The sequence below is a fragment of the Pseudomonas sp. W15Feb9B genome (genome assembly GCF_000828175.1).
GTDB classification, from domain to species: domain Bacteria; phylum Pseudomonadota; class Gammaproteobacteria; order Pseudomonadales; family Pseudomonadaceae; genus Aquipseudomonas; species Aquipseudomonas parakoreensis.
The window spans coordinates 1-19611 of record NZ_JTKF01000008.1; the positions used below are offsets into that span (position 1 = coordinate 1).

Genomic DNA, 19611 nt, shown 5'->3' on the forward strand with positions numbered 1-19611 from the left:
ACGAGCGGGTGATCGAGGTCTATCTCGGTCGCTGATGATCCATCCCCTGTAGGAGCTGCCGAAGGCTGCGATCTTTTGATCTTGATCTAAAAAACAAGATCAAAAGATCGCAGCCTTCGGCAGCTCCTACACAGGGATTTGAGGAGATTTTGAGAATGCTGCAAGTCGACAAGCTGCACCAGTACTACGGCGGTAGCCACATCCTGCGCGGCCTGAGCTTTGACGTGAACATCGGCGAAGTCACCTGCCTGCTCGGGCGCAACGGCGTGGGCAAGACCACCCTGCTCAAATGCCTGATGGGCCTGTTGCCGGCCAAGGAAGGCGTGGTGAACTGGGAAGGCAAACCGGTCACCACGCTCAAGCCGCACCAGCGGGTACACGCCGGGATCGCCTACGTGCCACAAGGCCGGGAAATCTTCGGCCGGCTCACGGTGGAAGAGAATCTGCTGATGGGTTTGTCGCGGTTTCCCGGCAGTGAAGCGAAGGAAGTCCCAAGTTTCATCTACGAATTGTTCCCGGTGCTGCTACAAATGAAGCAGCGCCGAGGCGGCGACCTGTCCGGCGGCCAGCAACAGCAGCTGGCTATCGGTCGCGCCCTGGCCAGTCGTCCGCGTTTGCTGATCCTCGACGAACCCACCGAAGGCATCCAGCCCTCGGTGATCAAGGAGATCGGCGCGGTGATCAAGAAGCTCGCGGCGCGGGGCGACATGGCGATTTTGCTGGTGGAACAGTTCTACGATTTCGCTGCGGAGCTGGCCGATCAGTACCTGGTGATGTCCCGGGGCGAAATCGTGCAGCAGGGTCGCGGTGAAAATATGGAGGCCGAGGGTGTACGAGGTCTGGTAACAATTTAATCTGTAGCTTCCTAACGATAATCACAAACCATGAACTTACCGCTTTCCACTGCCCTGTTTACCCCGAGCTGGCACGCCGAGCTGGAACTGGCCTACGCCCGCTTCGGCGACTGCACACGCCCGGTTCAGCGCCGGCATCTCGGCCCGCTGCGCGTGCAAAAGCACCTGTATGCCGAAGGCCCCGAGGTCTGCCTGCACATCATCGTCCACCCGCCCGGCGGGATCGCCGGGGGTGATCGACTGAATATCAGCGCCCGCGTCGAACAGGACGCCTGGGCGCAGATCACCAGCCCCGGCGCCGCCAAGTGGTATCGCGCGGCAGGGCCGGCGTATCAACAGCTCGATCTGCAAGTCGCGGCCGGCGCGACGCTGGAGTGGCTGCCGCAGGAAACCATCGTCTACAGCGCCGCTCAGGCTGAACTCACCACCTTGATCGAACTGGAGGGCGATGCGCGGCTGTTCTACTGGGACGTGGTGGCGCTGGGCCGACCGGCGAGTGGCGAGCGCTTCGACCTCGGACACTTTCAAGCGCATCTGGATATCCGCCGTGACGGGCGATTGCTCTGGCACGAGCGTCAACGCATCACCGGCAATGACGGCTTGCTCGATTCGCCGATCGGTCTGGATGGCAATCCGGTGTTTGCGACGCTGCTGGTGACCGGTGAAATCGACGCCGAACTGCTGGAGCGGTGTCGCTCGCTGGGGCATGCAGTGCGCGGTGATCTGACCCAGTTGCCGGGGCTTTTGGTTGCCCGTTGCCTGGCGAGCGAGGCACTGCTGGCCCGCGCCTGGCTGATCGACCTGTGGCGCCTGCTGCGCCCGGCCCTGCTCGGCCGCGAGGCGGTATCACCGAGAATCTGGAGCACTTGAAAAGCCACCCTCACCCCCCGCCCTCTCCCGGAGGGAGAAGGAGCCTGACCAGGTTGTCTGGAAGGAAATTTGCATTCTCGAAAAATATTGACTGACTGGACCGGCCTCGACAAACGACCGAGATCAGTCCCCTCTCCCTCCGGGAGAGGGCTAGGGTGAGGGATGGCTCTAACTGGCCCCCACGCCCGCAAGAACCTCACAAAACTGCCCTGATGGATACCCGCAATGGACCTGACCCCACGCGAAAAAGACAAGTTGCTGATCTTCACCGCCGGCCTCGTCGCCGAACGCCGACTGGCCCGTGGCGTTAAGCTCAACTACCCGGAAGCCATGGCCTATATCTCGGCCGCCCTGCTCGAAGGCGCCCGTGACGGCCAGACCGTGGCCGAGCTGATGCACTACGGCACCACCCTGTTGGGCCGCGAGCAAGTGATGGAAGGCATTCCGGAAATGATCCCGGAGATCCAGGTCGAAGCGACGTTCCCCGACGGCACCAAACTGGTCACCGTCCACCAACCGATCGTTTGAGGACTCGCCATGACCTACACCATTCGCGATGCCCTGCACGCCGACCTGCCGGCGATCCGTGACATCTACAACGACGCGGTGCTCAACACCACGGCGATCTGGAACGAGTCGGCGGTCGACCTCGGCAACCGCCAGGCGTGGTTCAGCGCCCGTCAGGCCCAGGCCTATCCGATTCTGGTGATCGTCGACGCCGACAACGTGGTGCTCGGCTACGCTTCCTTTGGCGACTGGCGGCCGTTCGACGGTTTCCGCCATACCGTCGAGCACTCGGTCTACGTCCGAAGCGACCAGCGCGGCAATGGCCTTGGCCCGCAACTGATGACGGCTTTGATCGAGCGGGCCAAAGCCTGCGACAAGCATGTGATGGTCGCCGCCATCGAAAGTGGCAATGCCGCTTCCATTCGTCTGCATGAACGCGCCGGTTTCAGCATCACCGGACAGATGCCGCAAGTCGGCACCAAGTTCGGCCGCTGGCTCGACCTGACTTTCATGCAACTGACCCTCAATCCTGGCGCCCAGCCGCCGGTCGCCAACAAGGAGTGACACGCGATGAACCCCGCCCAACTGCGACGCGTCAATGCGGAAAGTTTTGCGCACTATCGTCAGGGCCTGATTGATCTGCTGCTCGACGCCGTGGGTTATGGCGCCAGCGTCGGCTTCATGGCCGATCTCGATGCCGCGCAGGCACGCGCCTATTTCGATGAAGTGCAGCAACACGTGAACAAGGGCAGCGTGTTGCTCTGGGTGGTGGTCAAGGATGAAGAGGTGCAGGCCAGCGTGCAGTTGGGCCTGTGCCAGAAGGCCAACGGCCTCAATCGCGCCGAAGTGCAGAAGCTGCTGGTGCGCGAACAGGCACGGCGACGCGGTCTCGGCCAGCAGTTGATGAATGCGCTGGAGATCGAAGCGGCCAAACACAAGCGCGGCATGCTCTACCTCGACACCGAGGCTGGCTCGCCCGCCGAAGAGTTCTACAAGGCCCTGGGTTACACCCGTGCCGGTGAAATTCCCGATTACGCCTGCGACCCGCACGGTACCTATCGCCCGACTGCCCTCTACTACAAGATTCTGCAAGGAGCCCGGCCATGATTCCCGGCCAGTACCAGATCCAGCCCGGCGACATCGAACTGAATGTCGGCCGCCGCACCCTCAGCCTGAAAGTCGCCAACAGCGGCGACCGACCGATTCAGGTCGGTTCGCACTATCACTTTTTCGAAACCAACGATGCGCTGACCTTTGACCGCGCCGCCAGCCGTGGCATGCGCCTGAACATCCCCGCAGGCACCGCCGTGCGCTTCGAGCCGGGGCAAAGCCGTGAGGTCGAGCTGGTGGAGTACGCCGGGCATCGGCGGGTGTTCGGCTTTGCCGGGCGGGTGATGGGTGATCTCGACTGACATGCGCACAATCCTGTGGCGAGGGAGCTTGCTCCCGCTCGAGTGCGTAGCACTTGCCAACCCGGGGAACGCGGTATGTGTGAAAGAAATCATTGGCAGGTTTTGGGGCTGCTGCGCAGCCCAGCGGGAGCAAGCTCCCTCGCCACAATAAATTTTTGCAAGGAATTGAAATGAAGATTTCCCGGCAAGCCTACGCCGACATGTTCGGTCCCACCGTCGGCGACAAGGTGCGCCTGGCGGACACCGAGTTGTGGATCGAAGTCGAAAAAGACTTCACCACCTACGGCGAAGAAGTGAAGTTCGGCGGCGGCAAAGTCATCCGTGACGGCCAGGGCCAGAGCCAGTTGCTCGCTGCCGAAGTGGTCGACACGCTGATCACCAATGCGTTGATCATCGACCACTGGGGCATCGTCAAAGCCGACGTCGGTCTCAAGGACGGGCGCATCGCTGCTATCGGCAAGGCCGGTAACCCGGACGTGCAACCGAACGTGACCATCGCCATCGGCGCCAGCACCGAAGTGATCGCCGGCGAAGGCATGATCCTCACCGCCGGCGGCATCGACACGCACATCCACTTCATCTGCCCGCAGCAGATCGAAGAAGCGCTGATGAGCGGCGTCACCACCATGATCGGCGGCGGCACCGGGCCGGCGACCGGCACCAACGCCACCACCTGCACCTCCGGGCCGTGGCACCTGGCGCGGATGCTGCAGGCCGCCGACGCGTTCCCGATGAACATCGGCCTCACCGGCAAGGGCAACGCCAGCCTGCCGGAGCCGTTGATCGAGCAAGTCAAGGCCGGGGCCATCGGCCTCAAACTGCACGAAGACTGGGGCACCACCCCGGCGAGCATCGACAATTGCTTGAGCGTCGCCGACCAGTACGACGTACAAGTGGCGATCCACACCGACACCCTCAACGAATCCGGCTTCGTCGAAACCACCTTGGGCGCGTTCAAGGGCCGAACCATCCACACCTATCACACCGAAGGTGCCGGTGGCGGCCACGCGCCGGACATCATCAAGGCCTGCGGTTTCCCTAACGTGCTGCCGAGCTCGACCAACCCGACCCGGCCGTTCACCCGCAACACCATCGACGAACACCTCGACATGCTGATGGTCTGCCACCACCTCGACCCAAGCATTGCCGAGGACGTGGCGTTCGCCGAAAGCCGTATCCGCCGCGAGACGATTGCCGCCGAAGACATCCTCCACGACCTCGGTGCGTTCTCGATGATCAGCTCCGACAGCCAGGCCATGGGCCGTGTCGGCGAAGTCATCACGCGCACCTGGCAGACCGCCGACAAGATGAAAAAGCAGCGCGGCCCGCTGCCCCAGGACGGCGCAGGCAACGACAACTTCCGCGCCAAGCGCTACATCGCCAAATACACGATCAACCCGGCGATCACCCACGGCATCAGCCATGAGGTGGGCTCGGTGGAGGTCGGCAAGTGGGCCGATCTGGTGCTCTGGCGTCCGGCGTTTTTCGGCGTGAAACCGACGCTGATCCTCAAGGGCGGCGCCATCGCTGCGAGCCTGATGGGCGACGCCAACGCGTCGATCCCAACCCCGCAACCGGTGCACTACCGCCCGATGTTCGCCAGCTACGGCGGCTCGCTGCACGCCACCAGCCTGACCTTCATCAGCCAGGCCGCACAGGAGGCCGGGCTGCCCGAGGCATTGGGCCTGAAGAAGAAAATCGCCGTGGTCAAAGGCTGCCGCGATGTGCAGAAAACCGACCTGATCCACAACGATTACCTGCCGAACATCGACGTCGATCCGCAGACCTATCAGGTCAAGGCCGACGGTGTGCTGCTGTGGTGTGAACCGGCGGAAACCTTGCCGATGGCTCAGCGTTACTTCCTGTTCTGACACACGGCAAAAGGCCCCCGACCCGCATCTTGCGCACCGGCCGGGGGCCTTTTTCATGGGGCAGGAAAACCTATGTGCAAACGGTCGTGTATTTCCCGCCAAAGGGGCTAATATTCGATTCGCTCCGCCTTTTTTCAGGAACTGCCCATGCGTCTTTCCGAGTTCATCTTGGCCAACATCGAGCCTATCGTCGATGAATGGGAGCAGTTCGCCGCGACCATCACGCCGGCGGCCGACCATCTGGATTCCACTGCGCTGCGCGATCACGCCAGCGAGATTCTGCGGGCCGCCGCCCGTGACATGAGCAAGCCACAGAGCCCCGCCGAACAGGCTGCCAAAGCCAAGGGCGAGGGCCCGGAAAAGACCCCGAGTCTGGACGAGGCCGGCGCCAGCCATGGCGAACTGCGCCACACCGTCGGTTTCGATCTGGTGCAGATGACCAGCGAATTCCGCCATTTGCGCGCCTGTGTGATCCGCCTGTGGGTCAACAGCCTTGAATCGCCGGACATGACCTATTTTCAGGACATGATCCGTTTCAACGAAGCCATCGACGAGGCACTGGCCGAATCCACCGCGGCCTACGCCGAGCAGGTCAATCGCTCGCGGGACATTTTCCTCGCCATCCTCGGCCATGACCTGCGCGCGCCGCTGCAGGCGGTGAGCATGTCCACCGAACTGCTGCTGCGCAAATCCAGCCTTGAAGGCGATGCCCTGGCCTGCGCCCAGCACATCAAGCGTGGCGCGCGGCACATGGCGACGATGGTCAGCGACCTGCTGGAGCTGGTGCGCAGTCGCCTCGGCCGTAGCCTGCCGATCGAGCCGGCAGCGATGGACCTGGCCGTTGCGGCGCGAGCGGCGATTGCCGAAGCCTGCGCCGGTAATCCGCTATCCGATCCGAAGCTCACGGTGCACGGCGACACCCGTGGGGTGTGGGACGCCGGGCGAATCGACCAACTCCTGCAAAACCTGATCGGCAACGCCTTGCAGCACGGCACCAGCCAGCGCGACGTGACCCTTGATCTGCGTGGCGAGGGCGACAACGTGTACCTGTCGGTGCACAACTACGGCACACCGATTTCCGAAGAGGCGATCGGCACGATTTTCGACCCGCTGGTGCGCAGCGCCGACGAAGAACTCGGGCAGCCGTCGACCAGCCTCGGGTTGGGCTTGTTCATCGTCAAGGAAGTGGTGAGCGCCCATGGCGGGACGATCGACGTCAGCTCAAGCGAGGCTGACGGGACGCTGTTCAGTGTGGTGTTGCCGAGAAAGGTTTAAGCAGGCCAACCGCGTAATCGTTCTTCGCGAGCAGGCTCGCTCCCACAAGAGACCGCAGTCAACCTGCGGGAGCGAGCCTGCTCGCGAAGGAGCCGGCAAATACACCCATAAACAACGCTAAAACTACTCGACCACCAGCCGCCCCAAGCGCTGCCTGAGCATCCGGTTCTCCGCCCGCAACTCGTGCACTTCCTCCAGCAGATTCAGTGCCAGGGCAACGCCCTCCCACTCCAGCTCCAGCTCGCGCCGCAACTTCGCGGCGCGTTTGGCCAGGCTCAGCTCGTAGTCGGTGAACCGCCATTCCCGGGGCTGCGCGCCCTGAGGTTCGAGGATGCCGTGTTCGACGATTTCGATCACGTAGACGTCCGACAGATCGGCCGCCTCACAGAATTCTGCCATGTCCAGTTGAACGATCAGGGGGCTGCTCATGATGGGCTACTCCGTCGTCGGATTCAGAAGTTCTCGCGTGGGTTGAACGCGGCTTTCTTCGCCAGTTCCTGCCACAGCGCCTTGACCTCGTCGTCCGAGGTTTTCGGCATCACGGCCTTGAGCTGCACGAACAGGTAACCGCGCTCACCGGCCTTGTTTTTCAGACCGTGGCCCTTGGCGCGCATGCGCTGGCCGTTCTGGCTGCCGGCCGGAACCTTGAGGTTGATCTTGCCGGTCAGGGTCGGCACGGCCACCTCGGTGCCCAGCGCCAGCTCCCACGGTGCCAATGGCAAGGTGATGATCAGGTTTTCGCCTTCGACATCGAATTTCGGGTGCGGCGCAAAGCGAATGGTCAGGTACAGATCGCCATTGGCGCCGCCACCGATGCCCGGCGCGCCCTGCCCCTTGAGGCGGATGCGCTCGCCGTCGGTCACACCCGCGGGGATCTTCACGTTCAGGCTTTTGCTGGTGTTGCTGACGTGCTGACCGTTGGCGTTGTACTGCGGGACCTGAAAGCTGACCTTCTTCGACTCGTTCGACAGCGTCTCTTCCAGGAAAATCGGCAGTTCCATTTCCACGTCTTGTCCCCGCCGTCCTGCACTGCGTTGTTGCCGACCTTCGCCGCCACCGAAACCGGCGCCGCGATTGCCGAAGATCGAACTGAAGAAGTCCGAGAAGTCGCCGGTGTCGCCACCGCCGCCGCCAAAGCCACCACGGCTCTGCCAGCCCGGCGGGCCCTGGAACGGCTGACCATGCTGGCCATAACGGCGCAGGTCGTCGTACTCGGCGCGCTTGTCGGCGCTCTTCAGCGCTTCATAGGCTTCCGAGGCGTCCTTGAACTTGGCCTCGGCGTCTTTTTCCTTGCTGACATCGGGGTGGTATTTGCGCGCCAGCTTGCGATAGGCAGCCTTGATCGCCTTGTCGTCCGCTGTCGGCTCCACGCCGAGTATCTTGTAATAGTCTTTGAAGTCCATCGAAGGAATCACCATCCGTTATCGATTTCGCGCCGAGACCAGCATGCGCTCATTCGCACGTGCCGGGTTGACCGATCTCAACTTTGTGACCGGGTGGCGCAGCAGAAGTTTATCGGCAGTGGACGACGGTTCTTGCGACCGCCGGTATGTCTGCCGGCCCATGCCAGCAAGTTTGGGGCGAAGCTGCGACTTTCAAGAAGCTTAGTCGTGAAATAGCAGATGACCGGCCTTCGAATCTGCCGCGCACTGACATACACTGCGCGGCCGTTTTTTGACCGGAACCCGAAAGACATGAACAACGCCTCTCCAGCCCGTGCCTGCGGTATCGACTTCGGCACCTCCAACTCCACCGTCGGCTGGCTGCGCCCCGGCATGGAAACGATGATCGCGCTGGAAGACGACAAGATCACCCTGCCGTCGGTGGTGTTCTTCAACATCGAAGAACGCCGCCCGGTGTACGGTCGCCTGGCGCTGCACGAGTACCTGGAAGGCTACGAAGGCCGGCTGATGCGCTCGCTCAAGAGCCTGCTGGGTTCCAAGCTGATCAAGCACGACACCAGCGTGCTCGGCACGGCGATGCCGTTCAAGGATCTGCTGGGGCTGTTCATCGGCCAGCTCAAGAGCCGCGCCGAAACGGCCGCCGGTCGCGAGTTCGAACAAGTGGTGCTGGGGCGTCCGGTGTTTTTCGTCGATGACGACCCGCTGGCTGACCAGGAAGCCGAAGACACCCTGGTCGAAGTGGCACGCAAGCTTGGTTTCAAGGACGTGTCGTTCCAGTACGAACCGATTGCCGCCGCCTTCGACTACGAGTCGACCATCGAAAAAGAAGAGCTGGTGCTGATCGTCGACATCGGCGGGGGTACCTCCGACTTCTCGCTGGTGCGCCTGTCGCCCGAGCGTCGCGGCATGGACAACCGTCACGATGACATCCTCGCCACCGGCGGCGTGCACATCGGCGGGACCGACTTCGACAAACAGCTGAGCCTGCAAGGCCTGATGCCGTTGTTCGGCTACGGCAGCCGGATGAAGAGCGGCGCCTACATGCCCACCAGTCACCACATGAACCTGGCGACCTGGCACACCATCAACTCGGTGTACTCGCAGAAATCCACCCTGGCGCTGGGCAGCATGCGCTACGACATTGAAGACACTGGCGGCATTGATCGCCTGTTCAAGCTGATCGAACAGCGCGCCGGGCACTGGCTGGCGATGGAAGTGGAAGAAACCAAGATCCAGCTGACCCACGCCGACAGCCGCCACGTACCGCTGGACCGTATTGAGCCGGGCCTGAGCGTGGAACTGAGCCGCGCGCTGTTCGAATCGTCGATCGACGCCTTGCTTGAACGCGTGCGCGGCAGCGTTACGCAGCTGTTGAACGATGCGAACGTGTCGGTGGCGCAGGTCGATACGGTGTTCTTCACCGGCGGTTCGAGCGGCATTCCGGCACTGCGCAACAGTGTTTCGGCGATGCTGCCGAATGCGCGACATGTTGAAGGGAATATCTTTGGCAGCATTGGCAGCGGTCTGGCGATTGAGGCGATGAAGCGTTACGGCGCCATGAACTGATCCAAGACCGCGTTGCGCCCATCGCTGGCAAGCCAGCTCCCACAGGTTCTGCGCCGCTTTCGAAAGCGCTATCAATCCTGTGGGAGCTGGCTTGCCAGCGATGGCGTCAGCTAAGGCAACACAGTTATCAAATCAAACCATCCCGCCCAGCTTCAACTCACTCTTCAGGTACGCGTAATAAATCGGCCCCGCCACCACTCCCGGCAGGCCGAACGCGGCTTCGAACACCAGCATTGCCAGCAGTAATTCCCACGACTTGGCACTGATCTGCCCGCCGACAATGCGCGCGTTGAGGAAGTATTCGAGCTTGTGGATAAAGATCAGATAGCCCAGCGCCGCCACCGCCACCCAGATCGACAGCGACAGGCCGACGATGGTGATCAGCGTGTTCGACATCAGGTTGCCGATCACCGGCAGCAGGCCGAGCAGGAAGGTCAGGACGATCAGTGTCTTGGTCAGCGGCAGCTTGATACCGAACAGCGGCAAGACCACCACCAGGAAAATCGCGGTGAAGAACGTGTTCAGCAGGGAAATCTTGATCTGCGCGAAGACGATGTTGCGAAAGGCTTGAACCACCAGATGCAGACGGTCGAACAGGGCGGCGGCCAGCGGTTTGCGCTTGGTCAGGTCCGGTACTCGCTGCAGGGCAATGATCGCGCCGAGGACCATGCCGATCAGCAGGGTGACAAACATGTGCGCCGCGTCCTTGCCTACCAGTTGCAGCTCGGACAGATGCTTGCTCGCCCATTCGCCGATGGCCACGCGAAATTCCGCTGCGCTGGCCGGCAGGTAGGCGTCGAGAAACGGCGGCAGTTGCCCGCGCGCGCGATCGACCACGCCCATGAATTTGTCGAGCGAGGCGCCCGGGTTTTCCGCTTCGTGCAGCAGGAAACTGATAGCACCGGCAAAGATCAGCGCCAGCACACTGACCACCAAGGTGCCCAGCAGCGCCACCGCCAGCCAGCGCGCACGCCGGCCTTCGATCAATCGTTGCAGTTGCGGGGTGAGCATGTTGACCAGCTCGAACACCAGCAGACCGGCCAGCAGGCTGGGCAACAAGCGCAGCGGCAATGCCAGCAGCAAGCCGCCAAAAATAATGATGCAACTGACCCAAAACACAACATGACGCTCAGAAAACGTTGGCATACAGCCTCAAAACGAACGGCGTAAAAGGATTGGCAGTCTGCCAGCGATCCGGGGAGAGCACTAGGGATATGCAGGGGCTATTGTCGCGCTCAATAGCCCCTTCGCGAGCAAGCTCGCTCCCACATTGGAATGCGCACTCCTGTGGGAGCGAGCTTGCTCGCGAAGAGGCCAGCCCGCTCACCACAAGACTCAAGTGCTTACTTTTTCTTCAGACAATCACTCATGAAGGTCTTGCGCGCATCACCGGTCAGGGCCTTGGTTTTCGCGTCGGCGTTGCAGGTCTTCATTTTTTCCTGCTGCGGGGTCAGCACTTTGGCGTCATTGGCGGCCGGAGCGGCCTTGAGGCAAGTGCTCATGAAAGTCTTGCGCTCATCGCCCTTGAGGTTCTTGGCGGTAGCGTCGGCATTGCAGGTGGTCATTTTGTTCTGTTGCGCCGTGGCGGCGAAACCCTGGGAACACAGGAGCAGACCGATCATCAACAAAGGCACACGCAACATCTTCATGGAGTTTTCTCCTTGTCGCCGCATCGATGGATGCGGCCTCCGCTGAAGTGTAGCCAAATCTTGTTACACCTTCCTGCCTTCCAGGTGGCTGCGCCGATACTGTTCCGGGGTACAACCGGCCTGACGGGCAAACATGGCGATGAAGGCCGAGCCACTGCTGTAGCCGAGATCGAAGGCGATCTCCTGCACGCTCTTCGTGCTTTCCAGTGCCTCGATGGCAGCCAGGTAACGCAGGCGCTGACGCCATTCGCCGAAACTCATGCCCAACTCGCGCACGAACTGCCGGGCCAGCGTGCGCTCGCTGACGTGTACCTGCGCCGCCCAGTGCGCCAGCGGCTGGTTATTGCCGGGATCGGCCTGCAATGCATCGAGAATCGCCAGCAACCCGGGATGGCTCGCGTACGGCAGATAACATTCATGGACCGGCGCCTGTTGCAGTTGATCGACCAGCACCTGGGCCAGACGTTGGTCGGCGTCGAGTTCGGGGATCTTCACGTCGCGGGCGGCGAAGTCCTTGAGAATCGCCTTGAGGATGTCGCTGATCGCCAGCGTGCAGGCGCGCTCCGGCAAATTGGCGCAGACCTTCGGATCGAGGCATACCGCGCGGTAGTTGACCGGTTGATGGCTGTAGAAACTGTGCTCGATCTGCGGCGGCACCCACACCGCGTACTGCGGCGGCGACATGAAGCGGCTGCCGTCGACGTCCATGTGCAGCACGCCATGGGCCGCGTACTCCAGCGTGCCCCACGGATGGCGGTGCGGCGCGGCGTATTCATGGGTGTTGAAGTCGGCGTAGCGGAAGTACACCGCTGACGGCAATTCGCTGAAATCCAGCAGATCGATGTGTTTACTGTTCATGCTGTCCGGTTGCAGAGGCAGGTTGTCCGGTTCGCAGTATAGGGCTGCATCCAGACAGGGGATAATCACGGTTCATCAACGTTCTGGTTTTAACTCATGCAATACGCGTTTCCCCTGCTGGCGATTTTAATCTGGGCCGGCAATACCGTGATCAACAAACTGGCGGTCGGGGCGATCTTCCCCGCCGAGATCGGTTTCTACCGCTGGCTGCTCGCCGGCCTGCTGTTCACCCCGTTCATGCTCAAAGCGGTGATCGTCCACTGGCCGCAAATCCGCCCGAATCTGGGCAAGATCTTCGTTCTCGGTGTGCTGGGCATGGCGGTCTATCAAAGCCTGGCCTACTTCGCCGCGACCCTGACCAGCGCGACCAACATGGGCATCATCCTGTCGCTGATGCCGCTGATGTCGCTGGCCATGGCGATCATCAGCCTCGGTCAGCGCCTGACCGCCGGCGCACTGTTCGGCGCGGTGCTGTCGTTCGCCGGCGTGCTGGTGGTGGTGTCGTCCGGCAGCCTCGGCGCCTTGCTGCAGCACGGGGTAAATCTGGGTGACGCGATGATGCTGATCGCCACCCTGGCCTACGCGATCTACAGCACCCTGCTGAAAAAATGGCAGCTGCGCCTGCCGCCGCTGGTGTTGCTGTACCTGCAGGTGCTGGTGGCGATTGTGGTGCTGTTTCCGCTGTACGCCGCCTCGCCGAAAACCGGCTTCACCGCGCAGAACATTCCGCTGGTGCTGTACGCGTGCCTGCTGGCGTCGATGCTTGCGCCGCTGGCGTGGATGCAGGCGGTGCAGCGTCTGGGGCCGAGCCGGACCACGTTGTTCTTTAACCTGCTGCCGCTGATTACCGCGCTGATTGCAGCGGTGGTGTTGAAGGAAGAGCTGGCGATGTATCACCTGGTGGGTGGGGTGTTGACGTTGGGTGGGGTGATTCTTTCCGAACGCTGGACCACCGTGTTGGGCCGCCGGATCAGCGTTGCCTGACAAATTCCTGTGGCGAGGGAGCTTGCTCCCGCTGGGGCGCGAAGCGGCCCCTTTTTTAAAAGCCGGGGCCTGCTGCGCAGTCCAGCGGGAGCAAGCTCCCTCGCCACAAAAGCAGGTTAAAGCCCGGCTGCCTTCAGCCGCGCCGCATGCTCGACAAACAACCGCACCGGATCCGCGCCCTTGCCCACCAGCCCCAGCGACTGGTTGACGATATCGAAGTGATCCAGCGGATAGTCGTCGCCAATCACCGTGCCCAGGTGCGAGCTGTAGCGCCCGACCATCCCGTCACACTGCCCCGGCTCACGCACGAAGGTTTTCGCGAACAACCGGCAGCTGCGGTTGGTGCCGTCGAACAGGTTGCCACCGCGGTCAGTCTTGCCCGGCTGCAATGTGCCCGACCACGAGTAATAACGCACGCCGTTGACCTCTTCCGGCCCCTGCCCGCCCCAGGTTTCGGGCAGACCCTGTGGATAACGCTGATTGAACAGCGCCACGCCCTCGCGGGTCAGCGACTGATGCGAAGCATGGATGTCCACCGGCAGTTTCGGCCCGTGGTAACCGGTTTCCAGCAATGCCATCAGCCAGCCGACAACACGCAGCAGCGCTTCCAGCAGACGACCCTTGGCAGTGTTCGCCGGGTAGTGTTGCTGCAGATAGTCGGCCAGTTCCGAACCGTGATTGGGCCCGGCCACCGACGTGACCGAAGCGACCAGATCCGGCCGTTTGGCGGCGGCATAACGGGCGGTCAACGAGCCCTGGCTGTGGCCGAACAGATTGACCCTGGCGGCGCCGGTCTCGCGCAGAATCTCGTCGATCCGCGCCAGCAGTTGCTCGCCGCGCACCTCGGTGGAGTTGAGCGGCGACACCTGTACCGCAATCACTGTGGCCCCGCCACGGCGCAACGCCTTGATGATCCCGTACCAGTACGGATACAGCAGCAGCCGGATAAACCCGAGCATGCCCGGCACCAGCACCAGTGGATAACGTGTCGCCGTACCTTGTGACATGGGCAAACATCCTTGTGGTCGTGAGTGGAGGCCTGACGTGCAAGACACCCGCCAAGCCTCCTCCATGATGATGACAACTGCACCCTCAGCCTACTTCAGGCCCACCACCCCCGCCACAATCAGCCCCACTGACAGCAGTTTGACCAGGGTCAGGCTCTCGCCGAGCAGGGCAAAACCGAGAAACACCGTGCCCAGCGAGCCGATCGACGTCCAGATCGGGTAGGCGATGCTTACCGGCAACTCGCGCATCGCCAGCGTCAGGAAGTAAACCCCGCCAATCGCCGCGAGCACCGTGATCAGCGACGGCCACAACCGGGTGAAGCCTTCGGCGTATTTCATGCCCATGGCAAACGTGACTTCGAACCCGGCGGCGATCAGCAGGCACAGCCAGGCCATCTAGAACCCCCGGGCGAGGTCGAGCAAACGCTGCTCGGCCTCGGCCACTGACACGGCGAAGGTGCGCTCGGCCGACTCTTCACCCTCGGCCGCGACCACCGTGACGTCGTTGATACCGATAAAGCCCAGCGCGGTGCGCAACCACGGATCGGCGTGGTTCAGTGCTTCCAGTTCACCGCCGGGGCCGAAACCAAACCCGCCGCGACTGGTGACAATCAACGCTTTCTTGCCCTGCAGCAGCGGCGTGTACTGGGCCACGCCGTTGTCGAGGGTGTGGTCGAACGTCAGGCCCAGGCGCACGATCTGATCGACCCAGGCCTTGAGGCCGCTGGGTACACTGAAGTTGTACATCGGCGTGGAAATCAGCAGCAGGTCATGCTCGAACAACTCGCCGACCAATTGATCGCTGAGCGCCAGATCGGCCTGCATCGACAGTGGGCGCGCCTCGGGCTCAGGATGAAACGCGGCAGCGACAAACGCTTCGTTGACTGGCGGGATCAGCGTGCGCCCGACTTCACGGCGGGTGACCTGCGCCTGCGGATGGCGCAATTGCCAGGCGCTGAGAAAGCTTTCTGCGAGGCGCCGTGAATGCGAACGGTCACCCCGTGGGCTGGCATGTATTGCAAGAATTTTGCTCATCTGTATTTGCTCCGGACTAGAATCAAACGGCTTGTGGCTTGTGGCTTGTGGCTTGTGGCTTGTGGCTTGTGGCTTGTGGCTTGTGGCTTGCAGCTTGAAGCGCGTGACCGCGTCCATTCAAATGAGCAAAAATCAGTCGGGATGAATTCATTTCATCCATGGAGTTTTCAATGTTCGCCTCGTTGCCGCTGACCGCTCTGCGCGCCTTCGAATCCGCTTCGCGCCTGCTGAGTTTCAAGGCCGCCGCCGAAGAGCTGTCGGTCACGCCCACGGCAATCTCTCATCAGATCCGTACGCTGGAAGACTGGCTCGGCGTGGCACTGTTCGAACGTTTGCCGCGTCAGGTACGCCTGACCGAAGGTGGCGAGCGGCTGTTTCGCAGCCTGCACGGCGCGCTGCTGGAAGTGGCGCAAAGCGTCGACACCCTGCGTCCGCAACGCAGTGGCAGCAGCCTGACACTGTCGACCACCGCCGCGTTTGCTGCGCTATGGCTGGTACCGCGCCTCGGGCGCTTTTATGCGCAGCACCCGAACATCAACGTGCGCCTCGATACCCACTGCGAAGTCATCGACTTGCATCAGGACGCCAGCGTCGATCTGGTGCTGCGCTACAGCCTTGACGACTACCCCAATCTTTACGGCTTGTGCCTGTTCGATGAGTCGTTCGGCGTGTACGGCTCACCGGAGCAGGTGGCGCTGGCCGCCCGGCGCACGCCGGCGCTGATCAGCGTGCGCTGGCACAACTCGAAGCTGTATGCCCACGGCTGGGAAGCGTGGTGCGCCCGCGCAGGTGAGAACTGGCTGAACCAGCATCCCGCAATGCGCGAATACGACGAAGAGCACTACGCCTTGCAAGCGGCAATTGCCGGGCAAGGCTTGGTCCTTGCGAGCAATATTCTGGTCTCGCAGAGCGTCGCCAGTGGGTTGCTGGTGCCGTACAAGGGGCAGGTGCAGGTTGAGGGTGCCGGGTACAGCGCACTGTGTGTGCCGGGACGGGAGCGCCATCCGCCGGTGCGGGCGTTTTTTGCCTGGTTGCAGGAGGAGGCCGTGTTGTCCGGACTGACGCCAAGATCGCAGCCTTCGGCAGCGCCTAAAGGGGGGACGGCGCAAATCTCGTAAAACTTTTTGCATCGCGCAGGACTCACAACCAGGGTAAGCGATCACGCCTGTAGAGCGTGGCGCCCATTGGATTAGCCTCCTGGAGATCGAAATGAGCGATGACCTGCACTTGTCGGATGTCAAAACCCTGCGCGAACGTGCGCGGCAACACGTCGAGAACGGCGCGGTAACCGAAAGCTACAGTGCCAACCGTGAAGAGGTGCTGCGCCTGCTCAACGAATCGCTGGCCACCGAACTGGTCTGCGTGCTGCGCTACAAGCGCCACTACTTCATGGCCAACGGTCTGAAAGCCAATGTGGCCGCTGACGAATTTCTCGAACACGCCACCCAGGAAGCACAACACGCCGACCGTCTGGCCGAGCGCATCGTGCAACTGGGCGGCGAGCCGGAGTTCAACCCGGACCTGCTGTCGAAAATGTCCCACGCCCAATACGTGGCCGGGAACACCTTGAAGGAAATGGTCTATGAGGACCTGGTGGCCGAGCGGATCGCCATCGACAGCTACCGCGAGATCATTCAGTACATCGGCGAAAAAGACCCGACGACTCGGCGCATCTTCGAAGACATCCTCGCGCAGGAAGAAGAGCACGCCGATGACATGGCCGACATTCTGAAAGACCTGTAAGCCTTTCAAAACCACCTTCGCGAGCAAGCTCGCTCCCACACTGGAATCTATTTCAAATGTGGGAGCGAGCCTGCTCGCGAACGGGCCGCTACAGAAGCAAAAGATCGCAGCCTGCGGCAGCTCCTACATTCCACTGTAGGAGCTGCCGCAGGCTGCGATCTTTTGCTCTTGCCTTACTTGGTTGGCTTGACGGTCACTGGCGCCTTGCCCGCCTTCATCTGCTCAAGCAGAGGCGCACACTGATTCGGCTCCCCGCCACTCGGCGCCACCAGCGCCAGCAGCCCCGCCGCTGGTGCAGCGATCACGCCCAGTGCAACCATTCCCGCCCCGCGCAGCATCAACGGTACAGCCTTGACCCCGGCGTCCGGCTTGATGAACTTACCGCGCACGTACAGCGGTGAACGCAGCGAAATCAGACGCCAGCCCTTGGATTCCGGGGTCACGGTCAGGTCCAGTTGCTCGGTGGCCATGTTCGCCGTGCCGTCGATGTAGATGATCGCGTTCTCGGTATCGAACACAAACAGCCGCGTGGTCGCCAGGCCGGTCTTGATGTCGAAGTCCGCCGCCGCGCAGTTGATCTTCACTTCCTTGTCGCCAAAGATCTTGCCGACCACGTAGTTGCCGACGTTAAGCCCAGCCAGTTCCATCAGCTCGCGGCTGATTGCACCGTCGTTGATCAGCATCTTCAACTGGCCATTGGCGCCGCCGAGCAGCTTGGCCACCGAATTGCCACGGCCGCTGATATCAGCGTCGCCATTGAGCTCACCGAAACTGGTTTTCATCGGTTCGAAGGTCGGGAACAACTGCTTGAGCTTGAACCCGCGCGCGGTCAGTTTGGCCCGGCCTTCCAGCGGTTCGGCGCGACCGTTGAGGCGGATCTGCGCGTCCAGATTGCCGCCGGCCACGCCGAAGCGCAGTGGTTCGAGGCTGAGTTCGCCGTCGTTGAGTTTCAGATGGGTATAAAGGTCGGTAAAAGGCAGTTTTTCGCTGTGCACGATGCGCTTGCCGGTGAACTCGACGTCGGCATCCATCGCGCGCCAGCGGTCGGTCTTGAACTCTTCAACCGGCAGCACTTTGTCGGTCGGCTGCTTGCTCTCGCCGCCGCGGGCCTTTTGCTTGTCATTCGAGTCGGCGCCGATCAGCGGCGCGAGGTCGGCGAACAGCAGCTGATTGGACAGCAGCGCACCACTGAGTTTTGGCCGAGGCTGACTGGCGACATAGGTCAGATCGCCATGAATGTCACTGCCGCCGATCTTGCCGTTGAACTGCTCGTAGGTGAATTTCGCCCCGGCGGCGTCATGCAGTTTGGCGATCAAGTGACCGTCGGTGGAATACGGCGGCGTGTCCGGCAGGGTCACGCCGGTTAGCGGATAGAGGTTGCCGAGGCTGGCACCGGCCAGTTTCAGCCGCAGATCGAGGGCACCGAGGTTGAGCGGGTCGGTCAACGTGCCGGCGAGTTCGAGGCTGGTGGCGCCGATCTTCGCCTGGGCCTGCAGCGGGAACGGTTTGTTCGCGTCCTGCAACGCCAGCAATCCGCCGATTTTGCCCTGACCAGTGAGACTCTGGCCGTGGTATTGGCCTTTGACCTTCAGCGCGAACGCATAGTCCTGTGGCGCGGTGCCTTTGTCCTGGGCCGTTTTCGCGGCTTTGTCACCGACGATTTCGCTGAACGGAATCGGCTTGCCCAGTGGATCGATCACCACGTCGAGATTGGTCTTCAGCGTCTGGTCGTCCAGCGTGACGTGGCCCTTGTCGAAACCGATGGCGCCGATGTCCACCACCCAGTTCGATGGTTCGGCGTTCGGGTCTTTCGGGTCGAACTTGAAGGTCCAGTTGGCGCGGCCATCGGCCAAGCGTTGCAGTTGCGCGTTGGGCTCGGTCAGGTCGATGCGCGGGATCGTCACCCGTTGCGCCAGCAGGGCCAGCGGCGAGATGCGCAGCTCCACGCGTTTGAGCGTGACCATCTGCGGCTGCTTCGACCAGTCCGGATTACCCAGCGTCAGGTCTTCAGCCACCACATGCGGCCACGGCACCCAGGCCCGCCAGCCGCCCTCGTCCGGCTCGCGCTGCCAGATCACCGCGAGGTTGCCATTGATGGCAAACGGTCGATGCAGTTCTTCCGAGACTTTGGCGTTGAGCGGCGGTTTGATCCGGTTCCAATCGAAGAACACGATGATCAGAACGAGTACCGCCAGCAGCAGTACGAGGATGGCGAAGGTCCAACTGAAGATTTTCCCGGTGCGCGTCATGCACAAAACTCCTGATGACGACCGCACGCCGACTTCGCGACGCACAGCTGAAACGGCGGGCCAAAGCGGCCCTCATGAAATCTACGACTGGCAAACAGTGCGCAGGTTTAATCGGAATATAGATTCCGTGGCAAAAAATCGCCCGAATGCTGACCGATTGGTCGAACAGCGTTACCGCCACCCGCACATTTGCGAGGCGCGAGTGAGTCGAAAATACCCACCGCGGTGCAAAACCGCCGCCCGCAAACGCCCGAGCTAGAGCGCCTCGGCAGAACAATCAATTCTGTTGATTATTACCATTGCGTTTATGAACTTTTATATCGACTTA

General features: G+C 61.9%; 21 protein-coding genes. 12 read left to right on the forward strand and 9 right to left on the reverse strand.

Annotated features, from left to right (window positions below; all coding sequences use genetic code 11):
* Window positions 1-155 precede the first annotated feature (155 nt).
* From urtE to OC71_RS05750, 8 genes are all read left to right on the forward strand, one after another.
* The gene (urtE, locus tag OC71_RS05715) at window positions 156-854 is read left to right on the forward strand and encodes an urea ABC transporter ATP-binding subunit UrtE (RefSeq protein WP_041065543.1); all 699 of its coding nucleotides are present in this window, start codon (window positions 156-158) and stop codon (window positions 852-854) included.
* 30 nt (window positions 855-884) lie between these two features.
* The gene (locus OC71_RS05720; RefSeq protein WP_041065546.1) at window positions 885-1724 is read left to right on the forward strand and encodes an urease accessory protein UreD; all 840 of its coding nucleotides are present in this window, start codon (window positions 885-887) and stop codon (window positions 1722-1724) included.
* A 225-nt stretch (window positions 1725-1949) separates the two neighbouring features.
* Window positions 1950-2252: an urease subunit gamma gene (gene ureA / locus OC71_RS05725; RefSeq protein WP_041065549.1), complete on the forward strand. Its 303-nt coding sequence runs from the start codon at window positions 1950-1952 to the stop codon at window positions 2250-2252.
* A gap of 9 nt (window positions 2253-2261) precedes the next feature.
* Window positions 2262-2795: a GNAT family N-acetyltransferase gene (locus OC71_RS05730; protein ID WP_041065554.1), complete on the forward strand. Its 534-nt coding sequence runs from the start codon at window positions 2262-2264 to the stop codon at window positions 2793-2795.
* Between the two features lie 6 nt (window positions 2796-2801).
* A complete protein-coding gene (locus OC71_RS05735; RefSeq protein WP_041065556.1) occupies window positions 2802-3338 on the forward strand; it encodes a GNAT family N-acetyltransferase in 537 nt (178 codons plus the stop codon).
* Window positions 3335-3643: an urease subunit beta gene (locus tag OC71_RS05740; protein WP_007966984.1), complete on the forward strand. Its 309-nt coding sequence runs from the start codon at window positions 3335-3337 to the stop codon at window positions 3641-3643. The genes OC71_RS05735 and OC71_RS05740 overlap by 4 nt, the downstream gene beginning before the upstream one ends.
* Window positions 3644-3813: 170 nt before the next feature.
* Window positions 3814-5514 (forward strand): urease subunit alpha, encoded by a 1701-nt coding sequence (gene ureC, locus OC71_RS05745; RefSeq protein ID WP_041065563.1) that lies wholly within the window; start codon window positions 3814-3816, stop codon window positions 5512-5514.
* Window positions 5515-5661: 147 nt separating this feature from the next.
* Window positions 5662-6789, forward strand: a complete 1128-nt coding sequence (locus OC71_RS05750) for a sensor histidine kinase (protein WP_041065566.1) — start codon at window positions 5662-5664, stop codon at window positions 6787-6789.
* Window positions 6790-6912: 123 nt separating this feature from the next.
* Here OC71_RS05750 and OC71_RS05755 read toward each other — a convergent pair whose 3' ends face one another.
* A complete protein-coding gene (locus OC71_RS05755) occupies window positions 6913-7218 on the reverse strand; it encodes a chaperone modulator CbpM (protein ID WP_003221201.1) in 306 nt (101 codons plus the stop codon).
* 23 nt (window positions 7219-7241) lie between these two features.
* Window positions 7242-8192 carry a DnaJ C-terminal domain-containing protein gene (locus OC71_RS05760; RefSeq protein WP_041065895.1) on the reverse strand — a complete coding sequence of 317 codons (951 nt, stop codon included), beginning with the start codon at window positions 8190-8192 and terminating at the stop codon, window positions 7242-7244.
* Window positions 8193-8483: 291 nt separating this feature from the next.
* On the opposite strand from OC71_RS05760, the gene OC71_RS05765 reads away from it, so the two are divergent.
* On the forward strand, window positions 8484-9758 hold the full coding sequence (locus OC71_RS05765) for an Hsp70 family protein (RefSeq protein WP_007966976.1): 1275 nt from the start codon (window positions 8484-8486) through the stop codon (window positions 9756-9758).
* A gap of 132 nt (window positions 9759-9890) precedes the next feature.
* Here OC71_RS05765 and OC71_RS05770 read toward each other — a convergent pair whose 3' ends face one another.
* The 3 genes from OC71_RS05770 to OC71_RS05780 form a co-directional block, all read right to left on the reverse strand.
* Complete coding sequence (locus OC71_RS05770; protein WP_041065570.1) at window positions 9891-10904, reverse strand: AI-2E family transporter; 1014 nt, start codon at window positions 10902-10904, stop codon at window positions 9891-9893.
* Window positions 10905-11101: 197 nt separating this feature from the next.
* Complete coding sequence (locus OC71_RS05775) at window positions 11102-11407, reverse strand: PsiF family protein (RefSeq protein ID WP_041065573.1); 306 nt, start codon at window positions 11405-11407, stop codon at window positions 11102-11104.
* Window positions 11408-11470: 63 nt separating this feature from the next.
* Complete coding sequence (locus tag OC71_RS05780) at window positions 11471-12265, reverse strand: helix-turn-helix transcriptional regulator (protein WP_041065900.1); 795 nt, start codon at window positions 12263-12265, stop codon at window positions 11471-11473.
* Window positions 12266-12361: 96 nt separating this feature from the next.
* On the opposite strand from OC71_RS05780, the gene OC71_RS05785 reads away from it, so the two are divergent.
* Window positions 12362-13249, forward strand: coding sequence for a DMT family transporter (locus OC71_RS05785; protein WP_041065576.1), 888 nt, complete (start codon window positions 12362-12364; stop codon window positions 13247-13249).
* A gap of 116 nt (window positions 13250-13365) precedes the next feature.
* Here the strand turns inward: OC71_RS05785 and OC71_RS05790 are convergent, their stop codons facing one another.
* The 3 genes from OC71_RS05790 to OC71_RS05800 form a co-directional block, all read right to left on the reverse strand.
* Window positions 13366-14256: a triacylglycerol lipase gene (locus tag OC71_RS05790; protein WP_041065579.1), complete on the reverse strand. Its 891-nt coding sequence runs from the start codon at window positions 14254-14256 to the stop codon at window positions 13366-13368.
* Window positions 14257-14346: 90 nt separating this feature from the next.
* The gene (locus OC71_RS05795) at window positions 14347-14652 is read right to left on the reverse strand and encodes a multidrug efflux SMR transporter (RefSeq protein WP_041065582.1); all 306 of its coding nucleotides are present in this window, start codon (window positions 14650-14652) and stop codon (window positions 14347-14349) included.
* On the reverse strand, window positions 14653-15291 hold the full coding sequence (locus OC71_RS05800) for an FMN-dependent NADH-azoreductase (RefSeq protein WP_041065585.1): 639 nt from the start codon (window positions 15289-15291) through the stop codon (window positions 14653-14655).
* A 158-nt stretch (window positions 15292-15449) separates the two neighbouring features.
* On the opposite strand from OC71_RS05800, the gene OC71_RS05805 reads away from it, so the two are divergent.
* The gene (locus OC71_RS05805; protein ID WP_161794897.1) at window positions 15450-16409 is read left to right on the forward strand and encodes a LysR substrate-binding domain-containing protein; all 960 of its coding nucleotides are present in this window, start codon (window positions 15450-15452) and stop codon (window positions 16407-16409) included.
* A 91-nt stretch (window positions 16410-16500) separates the two neighbouring features.
* Entirely contained in the window at window positions 16501-17034 is a 534-nt protein-coding gene (locus OC71_RS05810) for a bacterioferritin (protein WP_003221186.1), read from the forward strand.
* Window positions 17035-17207: 173 nt separating this feature from the next.
* Here the strand turns inward: OC71_RS05810 and OC71_RS05815 are convergent, their stop codons facing one another.
* Complete coding sequence (locus OC71_RS05815; RefSeq protein WP_041065591.1) at window positions 17208-19283, reverse strand: AsmA family protein; 2076 nt, start codon at window positions 19281-19283, stop codon at window positions 17208-17210.
* Between the last annotated feature and the right edge of the window lie 328 nt (window positions 19284-19611).

Bases quoted from the DNA above. Each gene is read 5' to 3' on its own strand.
- urtE (WP_041065543.1), top strand. From the start codon at position 156: ATGCTGCAAGTCGACAAGCTGCACCAGTACTACGGCGGTAGCCACATC.
- OC71_RS05720 (WP_041065546.1), top strand. From the start codon at position 885: ATGAACTTACCGCTTTCCACTGCCCTGTTTACCCCGAGCTGGCACGCC.
- ureA (WP_041065549.1), top strand. From the start codon at position 1,950: ATGGACCTGACCCCACGCGAAAAAGACAAGTTGCTGATCTTCACCGCC.
- OC71_RS05730 (WP_041065554.1), top strand. From the start codon at position 2,262: ATGACCTACACCATTCGCGATGCCCTGCACGCCGACCTGCCGGCGATC.
- OC71_RS05735 (WP_041065556.1), top strand. From the start codon at position 2,802: ATGAACCCCGCCCAACTGCGACGCGTCAATGCGGAAAGTTTTGCGCAC.
- OC71_RS05740 (WP_007966984.1), top strand. From the start codon at position 3,335: ATGATTCCCGGCCAGTACCAGATCCAGCCCGGCGACATCGAACTGAAT.
- ureC (WP_041065563.1), top strand. From the start codon at position 3,814: ATGAAGATTTCCCGGCAAGCCTACGCCGACATGTTCGGTCCCACCGTC.
- OC71_RS05750 (WP_041065566.1), top strand. From the start codon at position 5,662: ATGCGTCTTTCCGAGTTCATCTTGGCCAACATCGAGCCTATCGTCGAT.
- OC71_RS05755 (WP_003221201.1), bottom strand. From the start codon at position 7,218: ATGAGCAGCCCCCTGATCGTTCAACTGGACATGGCAGAATTCTGTGAG.
- OC71_RS05760 (WP_041065895.1), bottom strand. From the start codon at position 8,192: ATGGACTTCAAAGACTATTACAAGATACTCGGCGTGGAGCCGACAGCG.
- OC71_RS05765 (WP_007966976.1), top strand. From the start codon at position 8,484: ATGAACAACGCCTCTCCAGCCCGTGCCTGCGGTATCGACTTCGGCACC.
- OC71_RS05770 (WP_041065570.1), bottom strand. From the start codon at position 10,904: ATGCCAACGTTTTCTGAGCGTCATGTTGTGTTTTGGGTCAGTTGCATC.
- OC71_RS05775 (WP_041065573.1), bottom strand. From the start codon at position 11,407: ATGAAGATGTTGCGTGTGCCTTTGTTGATGATCGGTCTGCTCCTGTGT.
- OC71_RS05780 (WP_041065900.1), bottom strand. From the start codon at position 12,265: ATGAACAGTAAACACATCGATCTGCTGGATTTCAGCGAATTGCCGTCA.
- OC71_RS05785 (WP_041065576.1), top strand. From the start codon at position 12,362: ATGCAATACGCGTTTCCCCTGCTGGCGATTTTAATCTGGGCCGGCAAT.
- OC71_RS05790 (WP_041065579.1), bottom strand. From the start codon at position 14,256: ATGTCACAAGGTACGGCGACACGTTATCCACTGGTGCTGGTGCCGGGC.
- OC71_RS05795 (WP_041065582.1), bottom strand. From the start codon at position 14,652: ATGGCCTGGCTGTGCCTGCTGATCGCCGCCGGGTTCGAAGTCACGTTT.
- OC71_RS05800 (WP_041065585.1), bottom strand. From the start codon at position 15,291: ATGAGCAAAATTCTTGCAATACATGCCAGCCCACGGGGTGACCGTTCG.
- OC71_RS05805 (WP_161794897.1), top strand. From the start codon at position 15,450: ATGGAGTTTTCAATGTTCGCCTCGTTGCCGCTGACCGCTCTGCGCGCC.
- OC71_RS05810 (WP_003221186.1), top strand. From the start codon at position 16,501: ATGAGCGATGACCTGCACTTGTCGGATGTCAAAACCCTGCGCGAACGT.
- OC71_RS05815 (WP_041065591.1), bottom strand. From the start codon at position 19,283: ATGACGCGCACCGGGAAAATCTTCAGTTGGACCTTCGCCATCCTCGTA.